General features: G+C 65.0%; 9 protein-coding genes, 4 tRNA genes and 1 pseudogene. 3 read left to right on the top strand and 11 right to left on the bottom strand.

Annotated elements, in window-relative coordinates; genetic code table 11:
- Window positions 1-131 precede the first annotated feature (131 nt).
- The 4 genes from MHX63_RS10260 to MHX63_RS10245 all read right to left on the bottom strand — a co-directional run bounded on the left by MHX63_RS10260 (window position 132) and on the right by MHX63_RS10245 (window position 2,276).
- Window positions 132-220 (bottom strand) — tRNA-Ser (locus MHX63_RS10260).
- A 343-nt stretch (window positions 221-563) separates the two neighbouring features.
- Window positions 564-722 (bottom strand): hypothetical protein, encoded by a 159-nt coding sequence (locus MHX63_RS10255; protein WP_239388692.1) that lies wholly within the window; start codon window positions 720-722, stop codon window positions 564-566.
- Between the two features lie 423 nt (window positions 723-1,145).
- The gene (locus tag MHX63_RS10250; protein ID WP_370644104.1) at window positions 1,146-1,751 is read right to left on the bottom strand and encodes a nucleoside deaminase; all 606 of its coding nucleotides are present in this window, start codon (window positions 1,749-1,751) and stop codon (window positions 1,146-1,148) included.
- A gap of 3 nt (window positions 1,752-1,754) precedes the next feature.
- Window positions 1,755-2,276, bottom strand: coding sequence for a tRNA adenosine deaminase-associated protein (locus MHX63_RS10245; protein ID WP_239388690.1), 522 nt, complete (start codon window positions 2,274-2,276; stop codon window positions 1,755-1,757).
- Between the two features lie 40 nt (window positions 2,277-2,316).
- Between MHX63_RS10245 and MHX63_RS10240 the strand changes: the two genes are divergently transcribed.
- Complete coding sequence (locus MHX63_RS10240; protein WP_239388688.1) at window positions 2,317-3,432, top strand: prephenate dehydrogenase; 1,116 nt, start codon at window positions 2,317-2,319, stop codon at window positions 3,430-3,432.
- Window positions 3,433-3,492: 60 nt separating this feature from the next.
- On the opposite strand, the gene MHX63_RS10235 is transcribed toward MHX63_RS10240, so the two are convergent.
- The 6 genes from MHX63_RS10235 to MHX63_RS10210 all read right to left on the bottom strand — a co-directional run bounded on the left by MHX63_RS10235 (window position 3,493) and on the right by MHX63_RS10210 (window position 9,405).
- Window positions 3,493-4,854 carry a hypothetical protein gene (locus MHX63_RS10235; RefSeq protein WP_239388694.1) on the bottom strand — a complete coding sequence of 454 codons (1,362 nt, stop codon included), beginning with the start codon at window positions 4,852-4,854 and terminating at the stop codon, window positions 3,493-3,495.
- A gap of 880 nt (window positions 4,855-5,734) precedes the next feature.
- Window positions 5,735-6,736: a trypsin-like serine protease gene (locus MHX63_RS10230; RefSeq protein ID WP_239388686.1), complete on the bottom strand. Its 1,002-nt coding sequence runs from the start codon at window positions 6,734-6,736 to the stop codon at window positions 5,735-5,737.
- A gap of 20 nt (window positions 6,737-6,756) precedes the next feature.
- Window positions 6,757-7,833 carry an acyltransferase gene (locus tag MHX63_RS10225; RefSeq protein WP_239388684.1) on the bottom strand — a complete coding sequence of 359 codons (1,077 nt, stop codon included), beginning with the start codon at window positions 7,831-7,833 and terminating at the stop codon, window positions 6,757-6,759.
- 653 nt (window positions 7,834-8,486) lie between these two features.
- Window positions 8,487-8,559, bottom strand: a tRNA-Arg gene (locus MHX63_RS10220).
- 521 nt (window positions 8,560-9,080) lie between these two features.
- Window positions 9,081-9,153 (bottom strand) — tRNA-Arg (locus MHX63_RS10215).
- Between the two features lie 167 nt (window positions 9,154-9,320).
- Window positions 9,321-9,405, bottom strand: a tRNA-Ser gene (locus MHX63_RS10210).
- A gap of 133 nt (window positions 9,406-9,538) precedes the next feature.
- Between MHX63_RS10210 and MHX63_RS10205 the strand changes: the two genes are divergently transcribed.
- Entirely contained in the window at window positions 9,539-10,705 is a 1,167-nt protein-coding gene (locus MHX63_RS10205) for a pyridoxal phosphate-dependent aminotransferase (protein ID WP_239388682.1), read from the top strand.
- Window positions 10,706-10,709: 4 nt separating this feature from the next.
- Window positions 10,710-11,477 carry a hypothetical protein gene (locus MHX63_RS10200; RefSeq protein WP_239388680.1) on the top strand — a complete coding sequence of 256 codons (768 nt, stop codon included), beginning with the start codon at window positions 10,710-10,712 and terminating at the stop codon, window positions 11,475-11,477.
- Between the two features lie 52 nt (window positions 11,478-11,529).
- On the opposite strand, the pseudogene MHX63_RS10195 reads toward MHX63_RS10200, so the two are convergent.
- A pseudogene (locus MHX63_RS10195) lies at window positions 11,530-12,453 on the bottom strand (hypothetical protein); the annotation flags it as partial.

Here is a 12,453-nt window from a genome sequence, read left to right as displayed (position 1 = left end):
GAATTGAAGCTCCCCGGACGCACTTCCAGCCCCTTACGACTGAGCGCCCGGCAAAACCTAACCCCGCGCATGCAAAAACCGCGCGCCACCTCCCGGTTCAACCGGAAAACAGCACGCGGTATTAAAATTTTTGGCGGTGGCGGAGGGATTTGAACCCTCGGTTGCTACTAACAACACTCGCTTTCGAGGCGAGCACCTTCGGCCGCTCGGACACGCCACCATAGTCGGCGATTGCAGACTCGTACTAGCGTAACACCCCCACTTTTTCGCAACAAAACCCCACCCTGCGCATGCGAGAGCCCCCGCACACGCTCTGCGCACGCATCCACACGTCCCCCCGCACACGCTCCGCGCACGCCCCCCGCACACACTCCGCGCGCGCATCCACACGTCCCCCCGCACACGCTCCGCGCACGCGAAAGCCCGCCGCGAACTTCCACCAGTTCGCCGCGGGCTTGCAGCTTCAGCGCTTTAGCCTCCGTGCAGGCAGTCCCCGTGCAGGCAATCCCCACAGGAGAAACCACTGAAGACTTGCGCCTCGCAGGCCTCAGGTCCAGCAGGTTTTAGTTGTCGCCGAGGACCTTGTCCATGCCCTTGTTCAGGCCGTCCTTGGCCTTGTCAGCCTTGTCGCCGTCCAGCTTACCGTCGATGGCCTTCTCAGCACCGTCCTGAATCTTGTCGCGGTGCTCGCCTGCCATGTCCTTTGCCTTGTTCAGATCCATTGATCTCTCCTTGTGTCTATTGCCACTAACTTTGTTCTAATTTGTGCGCCCCAGCCGCAGCATTCGTACGACCAGGACGCTCGATTTCCAACGTAGGTTCGTTCTGCCATTCTCGCCACCGCCGAGCCGACTCCTTAGGCTTTTAACGCCCATTCCGATCGCAAAAGTACTGTTCAGAACTACTCATTAATTTTCTATAACACTTATTGACGCCCCCTCATCCTCCGCATCCTCACCCCTCCCTTGGGCCTCGCAGTCTGAGTGGACGGGAATGCCCGGGGAGTGCGTCGGCCACGGAGAATTCCAGCAACCGAGCAATACGAGTCGGGCGCGCCCGGCGGAGGCGCCAGCGCAGGCGCGCGGGTCAGGCATATCCAGCACGGGCGCGGGCGCGCCCGAGCGCGAGCGCAGGCTCTGGCGTGCCTAGCGCAGGCGGGCGAAGAACTGCTGCAACAGTTCTTCGCACTCCCCGGCCAGCACGCCTCCGCGAACCTCCGCCCAGTGCAGCGGAGACTCCCGCGGCACGTCCCAGACGCTGCCGCACGCCCCGGTCCGGGGCTCGTAGGCTCCGAAGATGATGCTGCCAATTCGCGCCCCGACCAGCGCCCCCGCACACATGGCGCAGGGTTCCAGAGTGACCACCAGCGTGCAGTTTTCCAGACGCCAGGCGTCCCCGAGCTCCCGCACAGCTTCCCGGATGGCGAGAATCTCCGCGTGTGCGGTGGGATCATTGTCAGCTTCGCGCCGGTTCACGCCCCGCCCGAGTTCTCGCCCGTCCGGACCGAGAATCACAGCTCCGACGGGAACGTCCCCGGCGGGAGTCTCCGCAGCGATGTCCAGGGCGCGGCGCATCAGCGCTTCCGCGCGCGCATCCCCAGCGGCCTGCGGCAACCCGCCGCCCACGCACGCCTGAGCCTCAGCATCACCGCGTACGCCAGCCCCGCGCCGCTCGCCGCACAGCTCAGCCTCACCGCGCGCCTCAGCCGCGCCAGCCCCGCTGCACGCGCCCGGCGCGCCCTCCACCCCCACCGGCTAGAACTCCAGCTCCACGCTCACCAGGTCCGCCAGCTCGTCGGCGAAACCCAGTTCGTCCGCCACGCGCAAAACCTGCTCCGCCCCGTACAGGTCATCGTCGTAGAAGATGATGGACATTATCTGCTCGCTGACACCTAGATCCTCCAGCAGGTCGAAGTCACCCTCGGGCCAAGGATCGTCGGACGCGTCGGCCTCCTCTTCCGAAGGCTCGTCAATGTCCAGAGTGTCCAGCACCTCGCTGGCAATGTCGTAGTCCAACGCGGCGGTGGCGTCACTAAGTAAGATCCGCACGCCGCTCGGCACCGGGCGGAGCACAACAGACCAGTCGTCCTCGATGCACAGCAGCCCCACGACCGGGCCTTCCGCGCGCGAGGCTCGCAACTCCGCGACGAGGTCGGGCAGGCTTTCCGTCGCACGGGTGGGGAGTTCGCGCAGGTGCCAGTGGCCGTCGGTGCGGATGGCGGACACGGCAAAGGTCAGGTCGCTGCCGTCGCCGTTGTCGAAGCTGTCGGTGCTCATGTCCCCCAACGCTAGTCGGCTTTGTGGAACACTGGGTAGCGTGAGCCACGAAATTTCTTCCGACTACCGCCTGAGCACCCTCCCCGAGGATCGCCGTCCGCTGTGCATCCTGGGTCTGGGGCTGATCGGCGGCTCGCTGATGCGCGATGCGCAGGCCGCCGGCTGGCCCGTGTTCGGCTGGAATCGATCGGAAAAAACCGTCACCCGCGCGCGCCGCGATGGCTACGACGTGTCGGGCGACCTCGAGGCAACGCTCCGCCGCGCCGAGGAGGCCGACGCGCTTTTGATCCTTGGCGTGCCGATGCCCGCGCTGTCTTTTCTTCTTGACGCCATATCTCAGCACGCCCCGACCTGCGGCTTTACTGACGTGACCAGTGTGAAGCAGGAAGTGCACGACCTCGTGGAAGCGAAGGGCATGTCCGATCGCTTCGTGGGCGGACATCCGATGGCTGGCACCGCGAACTCGGGATGGCAGGCGACGATGCACGGGCTATTCCAGGGTGCCGTGTGGGTCGTGACGTACGACAACGCGCGGGAGCTAGCGGGGGCTGGCGGCGCGGGCGTGGCAGGCGGCAGCGGCACGATTTCGAGAGCAGCGGGCGCAGCTGCCAGCGCCGACGCCTACGCGATCAGCAAGCGCTGGCTGGATACGTGGGTGCGCGTGGTCGGGCTGGCCGAGGAGGTCGGCGCGTCGGTAATCCCCGCCATCGCACGCCGACATGACAGCGCCGTGGGGCGGGTCAGCCACCTACCGCACATCCTCGCCGAGGCACTGGCAGTCGCGGGCGATAGTGGAGGTCCATTGGCGCTGAGCCTGGCGGCGTCCAGCTTCCGCGACGGCACACGCGTGGCTGGCACGGACCCGGACCTGGTGCGCGCGATGGTGGAGAACAACCGCCCTGCCGTGCTGGAGGCCTTGAACCAGACCATTGAACTGCTGCAGAGCGCGCAGGAGGATATCTCCCACCCGGATCGTTCCCTGAAGACGCTTGCCGAGGACGGCCACGCCGCGCGCGGGCGCTTCGAGGCGCGGGCGGGCCGCAACGAGGGGGATGCCCCCAACCGGCCAATTATCCGCGTGCGGCCGGGGGCGCCGGGTTGGCTGGATCAGCTCCGCTCGGCGGAGTCCATGGGCGCGCAGATCGGCATTTTCTAGCAGGCCACTGATAGCACGGCGCCGCTGCTTGCGTCTGACGCCATCACGCGCTGCGCCCCGCTAGCAGTCATCCTTTGCCTTGGCCGGCAGAGCGCCTTCCAGCACGTCAGGCAACTCCTCGGCCAGGGCATCCATGCCCTCCCACGCGGTCGGCTCCAACCCATCGTTGGGAATCGCCATAATCGCCACGGGGGTCATTTCCCCGTCCGGGCCGGGCACCAGGCCAAGCTGGCGGTAGATGAAGCGCCCGTCCGGCTCCGGCCCCCAGCCGCCCTTAAACTGCGCGCCCTTGATCTTCGCCAGCCCGTAGCTGTGATCCGGGATGATGTGCCCCATTCGCTCCAGTACCTTGTCAGAGCCATTCATACACCGGAACCCGTTCATGAACTTCACCTGGTCCGTCAGCTTCCACTTAATCGCGCCGAACCCGACGTAGACCCCATCTTCAAACTGCTTCGCCGCGTTCGTCGGGTCGCCTACGCGGTGCATGTAATCGCGCACTTTGTAGGAGGCGGTACGGTCCGAGCCGTCGCCGACATACATCCAGAGCCGAAACGCGGCGTCATTATCCGAATAGTGGATCGCCGCATCCATGTCGGCTTCCATCGCGGCGCGAGGGGCGGGCTGGCCGTGGGCTTCCGCGCGGCGCAGCTTCTCCTCGACCGCGCCTGCGATCGGCACCTTGATCGTCGACCAGGCGCCTTCCTCGTTGAGCTTGCCCGCGTGCAGCGGGCCTTCTTGCCCGAGGATTGCCACTCCGACCTGCACGTTGTTCTTCTTGGCGATGTCTGCGGCGAGCTTGTCCAGCTTCGCCTGCTGTTCCTCGTCGGTGGGCGGGGTGGCGTCTGCGCCGTCGGTGCCGTCGTTGTCGTCGGTGTCGTTGTCGGGCGCGGCGGAGGTGTGCGCAGCGGGTGCGCTCTCTTCGCCCTTCTTCTCGACGCCACCTTCCCCGCCGTTTAACCCGATCACCAAACCGACCGTGATGGCGAGGACGGCTGCTCCAACTGCGAAGCCCGCGACGAGTCCGCCGCGTGTGCCGCGGGTGGCGCGGGCGCCGGCCTCTCCGCTCCGCGACTGCCCTTCGGGCCCGTCGGCCTGCATGCCGGCTGGTGAGCTGTCGGCTTGCCCGGCGCCAGTCCCTTGCTGCCCAGCGGCTAGCTCTGCGCTATGCGCCCCGGCGGCAGCCTCCGGCTGCGCGCCTGCCTGCGATTCCGGCTCACCTGAGTACATCCCACGCCAGCTCTGAGAGCGACGTGGAGCACCTTCGGGGCGCTCATTGCTCGCCATCTTCCCTCCTTGACCAGCAGTTTCTTCGAACTCTTCCGTCTCGGCGGCGCATTCTCCGCTGCCTAGCACTTCACCACGCAGCGTCTCGCCTCCTAGCACTTCACTGCACAGCGTCTCCACCACACGATGTTCCATCACGCGGCTTTTCCGCCTTGCAGCGTTCCCGCTGTGCGGCAAATCACCACCGAGAGCGATCGCGTTCAGTCTAGCCAGGAATACCCAGGCTCGCGCCCCATACACTCCCGTTGTCGAGACTCTTAGCCCCCTGCGGCAGTACTCTTAGCCCCCCAGTGGCGACACTCTTACTTCCTCGGTGACGTTACTCGCCATAGATCCACCTCCGCCTCGCCCCAAAGCCGCCCACACCCTGTCATTTGAGCCCGCTTGGACCTCCTTTAGCCCTAACGGAAGCGCTTGCGAAAGCCCGGATGTCCCAAATCTTCCACTTTCAACGAGTAGTACCTTTGCAGCAAAATTTTGCAAGCCTCTGACCTGCACTAATAGATGGTTATAAAAACAGAGTGGAAGAATTCGGACACCCCCTTTCGTGCCAGGCCTCCGAGAAGCCCAATATTGGGAAATTCCCGAATGAGGGGCGCAGTTTCGCACCCTTACTCAGGTATCCCCCACCCCGTTTCGGCCGTCTATGACGCTTACAGCGCTTCGGCTTAAAACCACCCCCACCACATCTGCCCGTCTAGCTTCATCCTAAGGCCTCCCACCCCCACCCGAAGGCTTCCCACTTCCATCCGAAGGCCATCGAATGCGCCCGCGGACATGCCGCAGACGTGCCCCGAGAACATGTCACAGACGTGCCCGCGGACATGCTACAGGTGCACTGCAGACACGACTCCGGTGGAGCAATGTCCCAAATCTACGAGTTATTGAAAGTAGCGGGTTTGCAGCAAAGAAATGAAACGCTCTGACCTGCGGAAACAAAATAGTTATATTCTAAGTCGTGGAATTTGGGACATCCCGCCCGTAGGTTCAGGCTCAACGCGGCATCAGGCGCCGGTCAGGCCCGGCGCACTCCCCACATCTTCCGCCGGCCGAACCGGCCCAGCGCGAGCGCTAGCACCAGCCCGGCCGCGGCTACCGCAAGATACCGCCCGACGTAATCTCCGCTGGTCTGCGGTGTTTTCGGCGGCGCGGGAGTGGTGTCCGCTGTCAGCACGCTGGACGTGTCGCGCCCGCTGGTGACGTCCTCGATCCAGGCTGCGGCGTCCGAAAGCGTGGTGATGGCCGCCGTCGGCGAGGGCAAATCCGGGTCTCCGTTGGCCGTGCCCGCAGTCGCGAGGCCTGCGAGTTTGCCGCCAACGAAGAACGGCGCGCCCGAGTCGCCGCCCTGCATCGCCGCGCGCGAGAGGGACTCTGCCTCGAGGATGCCGCCGACGATTTTTGGCATGACGCCACCCGCCTCACCTGCGGAAACCTCCCCACCGCCCATGGCGATCTCGGCGGGGATGGATTCCACGCCACCCTCAACGTGCGGAGCGGGCGCGGCCGGCGTTGGTGAACCGCCGGCGCCCGGCCCAGCGAGAACTTCCCGCACTCGCATCCGCGCCACCGGCAGTTCACTTTTGCGCGCCATCAGTGAGCTGCTGCTCCAGCCGTAGAGATTCCCCTCGTCGCCCACGCCCGGCATACTATCGGCCAGCTCCGCCGGCTCGACTCCCTCGACGGGCTTGGTGAGGTGCAAGAGCCCGGCGTCCATAACAGGCGACAGCGACCACGAATCCGCGTCGTAGACAGCACCCGCGATGCGCGCCTGCGTGCCCTCGTTGGAGACGGATTCCAGGCAGTGCCGCGCCGTCAGCACCCACTGCGGGGCGACGAGCGTGCCCGTGCAGTCGCCGAAGTTGCCGACGCGCCCGATGCGCAGGGATGCGACCGTCCGCGACTCCGCGTTGTCCGGTGCGTGCTCGCCGTATTCCAGCGCGCTGGCGGGAGCCACGCACGCGCCGGCCAGGGCTGCCGTGGCCGCGATGGCTACCATTCGTGATGTCAGTTTCTTCATGCTGCTCCTCTTACTGCTCCTCATGCTCGCTCCCCCGTTCGTTCCCCCGCGATCAGCCGGACCACCTGCGCGACGCATCGCTCCGCCGGCCCTTGGCCTGAAAACAACTTCCGCGCCGACCCTGCGGCCAGCTTCTTCCACGCCCACGCGAACGCCAGAAACGCAGCGATAAACGCCGCAGCCCACAGGTCCGAGTGCAGCGACACGTGCGTCTGCCACCACAGAGCCGTAAGCACGTGCAGGATGTACACCGTCAGCGCCATCGAACCCAGCGCGACCAGCGGATTCGTAGCCCGCACGCGGCGCCCAACGATCAGGCTCAGGTGCAAAACGATGGCGGCGACGGCGGTGGAAAGCACGATCTCGCCCAGCACGCCCGTGTGCCCGGTCGCGCGCGCCCAACCAGGAAGGTCGGTCTGAAAGCGCAGGTAGAAGCCTATTGCTGCGGCAAGGCAGGCGATTGCGGTTGTTATCTTTGTGACACCACCAGCCCCCGTGCCCTCCTTTCCCACGTACACGTCGAAGAGGATCATCCCGGCCAGGATGTACGCGACCCACGCGAGGTGTGGGTACGGGAGCGGGAGTTCCAGCGGGGCGTAGCGCCACGTGGCGGCGGCTGTGGCGATCAGCAGGAGCGTGACTTTCGCGCCCGTCGGCAGTGGAGGCACCCAGGCGGTGGCGAGCATCGTTGCGCCGAGGACGACCAGCACGACCTGGATCTCCCCTCCGACGGGCAGAAGCGCCAGGCCGATGAGGGAGATCAGCGCCCCGCGAGCAGCGAGCTTCGCGATGGTCTGCAAAGTGGTGGCGCGTGCGGTTGCATTGGTCCAGATGAGCATCATGGTCACGCCCGCGATCACCGCGAACTGTGCAGCCGGGAGCCCCGACAAGATCACCTTCGTTTGCCATAGCGGGTGGCCAAGGTGCAGGTAGATCATCCCGAGGATTGCTAACCCGCGGGCGATGTCGAGCCCGAGGATGCGCGGGCGCTTTGCATTTGCCGTTCCGTCGGCTGCCGTTTCAGCGCTGTTTGCGCTGGTGGGGGCTTGGTTTCCGCGGTTTGTCGCGGGGTTCCTCGAGGTAGGTGTTTTAACCACCCGGCTGTCTCCTTTTCAGTTCTCATTCTTAGTACCCGAGCTCAGTCTTTGAGTTCGGTGCTCGGGCCCAGTTCTCCAACTCACTGCTGGAGGCTGGGCCCCAAACTTCAAGCGAACCGCTGCTGCGCGGGCAAAGCCTTGAGGTATCGGCGGGCTACCGGCGAGTCATCGCCTTGGGCTACCCGCAGGCTGTCGTTAGCCCGCGCCCGCTATGCGGAACGATTGTCTTTTTTAATCTCTGATTCTTGAGATTTCCTGAGGTCCATTTGCAAGCCCCCTGTAAGTTTCTTTTAAGTTTCCCGCCCCGCTGAGCTGTTTTCCCACCCCCGGCTGGCCGCTACCCCTGCCCGCCACACCATTTCCCCTCCTCGCCAGGCAGCGAAATGGCCAATCTCTAGGCCCCTCCCGAATGAGGGGCGCAATTTCGCCCCCTTACTCAGGTATCCCCTGCCCTCGTTTCGGCCGTCTATGGCGCTTACGGAGCTTCGACCATTCGAGCGCCCAATTCCGAACAGCAACACCCCTCCCCGGTGTCCCCCACACCAGCGGGCACCACACTAGCGTCACCCCACCAGCAAGCACCAGTCCAGCGCCAGCCCATCAACACAAAACCCCGTGGCCGGCGGGTAACCACTGGCCACGGGGGAAATTTGTGCGCCCGGAGGGATTCGAACCCCCAACCTTCTGATCCGTAGTCAGATGCTCTATCCGTTGAGCTACGGGCGCATCACCGCTGCCCCAAAGGGCATCGATTAGGTCTGCAAGGTTGCCCTTGCAACGCAGATTAACTTTACACACCGGGGGCACAAAACAACAAATCCCGACTTCACCAGCGGAAATGGAACCACGGCCATCACTGGAAATAGTTAGTGCCCCAGGACCCTCACGGGAATGAAGTAATTCGCGTGACCGCCATGGGAACGAGGAAGTGCACCATGGGCGGAACGGAGAAGATCTGCAGACCCGGCGCGCTTAGCGCGCCGGAAGGCTCAGCGGCCGAAGTGTGCGCTGTGCGGAGTCGATCGCTAACGCGACCGCCCCTGTCGCCCAAACCGACTGCGGCGCCCATGCTCCCGCATGCGCGCTGCAGTCGGGGAGCACGGCGCACCCAACGCGCGCCGTGCAAGCGCCCCGCGTGCACACACGCGGTACGCACACATGCCAACCACCCAGCATTCGAGCACGAAGAAACCCCCGCAGCCGGCGTAGACCGCCAGCCACGGGGCAAATCCCACAGGGGAAAATCGTGCGCCCGGAGGGATTCGAACCCCCAACCTTCTGATCCGTAGTCAGATGCTCTATCCGTTGAGCTACGGGCGCTTGGAAACTTCGACAAAGTGCTTCACGCCGGCACAATCCCAGCGGACCACCACAGGCGCACCACACGCCCCACAACACTGTCCGCAGCTGTTGGCCCCGGAACCTCACCACAAGTAACCGGGCAGCTTTGTGGGCAGCTCTGGCGCTGACGCACTCTGTCGAAGTTGCGGAGGCGACAGGATTTGAACCTGCGGTCCCCTAAGGGACAACTCCTTAGCAGGGAGCCCCATTCGGCCGCTCTGGCACGCCTCCGAACGTCGTATCGCAGCACTGTTTCCAGATACCACAACCTCGACCGAACTTAGCCTACACAACCTGCCTACCTTCCCCAAAATCCCGCACACTCCCCGAAACCCTGTCCCCGGCGCCCACTACACTATGCAGTATGATTCGCCCCGATCTTTCCTCCCTGCCCGCATACGTCCCCGGCACGTCACAGCCGGGCGCGCTGAAGTTGGCTTCCAACGAGTCTTCACTGTCGCCGTTGCCTTCTGTTAGTGCCGTTATTAATGACGCCACCTCGAACCTCAACCGCTACCCGGACCTGGCTTCGGGCGCGTTACGTGGGAAGTTAGCGCAGTGGTTGGGCGTGAACCTCGACAATGTCGCCGTAGGTAATGGCAGTTCTGCCCTGTGCCAGCAGCTTGTGCAGGCCACATGCAAGGACGGCGATGAGGTTGTGTACGCCTGGCGGTCGTTCGAGGCATATCCGATCCTGTGCAAGATCGCCGGTGCGGTGGGGGTGGGTGTGCCGCTGAAGAGGGGGCGTCATGACCTTAAGGCAATGAGTGAAGCAATCGGCGAGCGTACGCGCTTAGTTTTTGTGTGCAACCCGAATAATCCGACGGGCACGACAGTCAGCCGCGACGAGTTCCGTGAGTTCATGGGGCGCGTGCCTGCGGATGTGACGGTTGTGCTGGATGAGGCCTATGTGGAGTACAACCGGGATGCGGAGTCGCCGGTGGCGCTCGAGGAGTTGCAGCGCTACCCGAACCTGGCGGTGTGCCGGACGTTCTCGAAGGCGTACGGGCTGGCGGGCCTGCGGCTGGGCTACCTGGTCGGGCCGGCGGAGCTGGTGGAAGCCGTAGATAAAGTGGGGATTCCTTTCGGCGTGAACGCGCTGGCGCAGGCGGCGGGTATCGCGAGCGTGGAGGCGCAGGGCGAGCTGGCCGCGCGCGTGGACGCGACGGTGGCGGAGCGCGAGCGGGTGGAGGCGTACCTGGCGGAGGTTGCTCCGGCTGGCGCTGGTAGTGCCGGCGCGGCGGGCGGGGCTGCGGACGGCGCGGAGGGCGCCGAGCCGCTGACGTACCCCTCGCAGGCGAACTTTGTGTGGCTGAACGCGGGCGAGCGCGCGGAGGCACTGGATGAGGCGCTGAAGCGCGAGGGGGTTATCGCGCGGTGTTTCGCGGGCGAGGGCGTGCGCGTGACGGTGACGACGGCGGAGGAGACGGATGTGCTTCTCCGCGCGCTGGATCGGGCGCTGCCGGCCGCTGGGCTGGTTGGGGCTGGCGCTGAGTCGGCTGGCCCGCAGGCCGCCTTGCAGACTGACTAGCGCCGTGCATCCGGAGGATCCGACGCGCATCCCCGCCGTGGTGGAGCGTCTGCGCGCGGCGTGGGAGGCCCAGCCTTCGGTGCCGTTTGCGCAGTTGTGGGCTCAGTTGGAGTCGGTGGGCGTGGGCTTCAACGCCACCGATGCGGAGCTGGTGGAGGCGTGCGATGAGTTATTGCGCCGTCACCCTTATTCTTTCTCCCCGGTTTTATCGGGGGCACCTACTGTTCCACCTAGTGACGCCCATTCGGCCTCCCCTGCCCCGCGCACTGTGGTGGTGGAGACGGCCGATCCGGGGCCGGTGGTGACGCTTTCCGTGGAGCCAGGGGAGCCGCTGGGGTGGGCGGTTGTGCGTGGTCGGCGTGCGGGGGTTCAGCCGGTGGTGTGGCGTTTTCGGGCGGTGCGGGCGTGCCGGGCGGGGGCTCCTTTGGTGGTGGAGGATGCGGAGGGGTTTGTGCATCGTCTGGGCGTGGTGGAGCGTTTGACGGCTGCGGGGTTCTCGGTGGCGCCGGGGCAGAATGCGGCTGCGCTGGAGGGGTTGCGGCGCGCAGAGTTGGGGGATCGGGAGTTTGTGGTGCGTTTTGAGGATGATTCGTGGGCGTTGGTGGGGCACGCTTTGTGGTGGTTTCGGGTGGGGCGCCGCGCGGTGGATGCGCGGAGGTTGAAGTGGGTGGGGTTTGTGTCTGGAATGCCAGGAGCCCCGGTCCTGGTGCGTACACCGGGAGCGGGGCTCGAGGAGTTGCCGCTGGTCGCGGAGGTTTTCCGCGCCAGCTAGGCGGGGGTAGCTAGCCCGGGCGGGCTAGCTTTGGGGGCTAACTCTGTGGGAGTTAGCTCTGGCGGCGGCGCAGTGCCATCAGGGCACCACCCAGAGCCAGGGCGATCACAGACGCACCCAGCGTGATGGCCAGGCCGGATACACCGGTCACAGCCAGGCTGCCACCACGGGAACCAGCCTCGGTGCTCTGGGAAGTAGCACCAGTGCTGCCCTTGCCAGCGCTCTGGTTGCCAGCGGCACCGTTGTCAGCGCCACCCTGGTTGCCAGCGTTGCCCTTGCCCGGCTTCTCGCCCGGCTTAGCCTCGCCCTTACCCGGCTTCTCAGCACCAGGCTTACCCGGCTTGGCCTCGCCCGGCTTGCCCGGAGCAGAGGAGCCAGCGCTACCAGCAGCACCGTCGTGGTTACCCAGCAGGGCACCAATCAGGCCGGAGCCAACAATCGTGCCACCGATGATAGCGCCGATCTTGTTCGGATCATCCAGAGAACCGGACGGGCCACCCGGCTGGTCATCCTCACCTGGCTGGTCATCCTTACCCGGCTTGGAGTTCGGGTCATTCGGATCAGTCGGCGCAGGGTTGCCGTCCTTGTCCTTGTTGTTGACCTCGTCACCATCATTGGTGCCGTCACCATCGGTATCAGGCTTCGTCGGATCAGTCGGTGCACCCGGCTTACCGTCCTCAACCTTGTTGCCGTCCTTATCGAACGGGTTCTTAGAACCGTCGACCTCGTCACCGTCGTTGATACCGTCATCATCGGTATCCGGCTTGGTCGGATCAGTACCGAGATCCTCCTCTTCCTTGTCGGTCAGACCATCACCATCAGTATCCTTCTGGTCATCGTCACCCGGCTGGTCACCCTTACCCGGCTTGGAGTTCGGGTCATTCGGATCAGTCGGCGCAGGGTTGCCGTCCTTGTCCTTGTTGTTGACCTCGTCACCATCATTGGTGCCGTCACCATCGGTATCAGGCTTCGTCGG

It is taken from the genome of Corynebacterium sp. ACRQK (assembly GCF_022345965.1).
Lineage (GTDB): Bacteria > Actinomycetota > Actinomycetes > Mycobacteriales > Mycobacteriaceae > Corynebacterium.
Note: the sequence above shows the minus strand (reverse complement) of the source record. Positions and strands in the feature narration are given on the sequence as shown.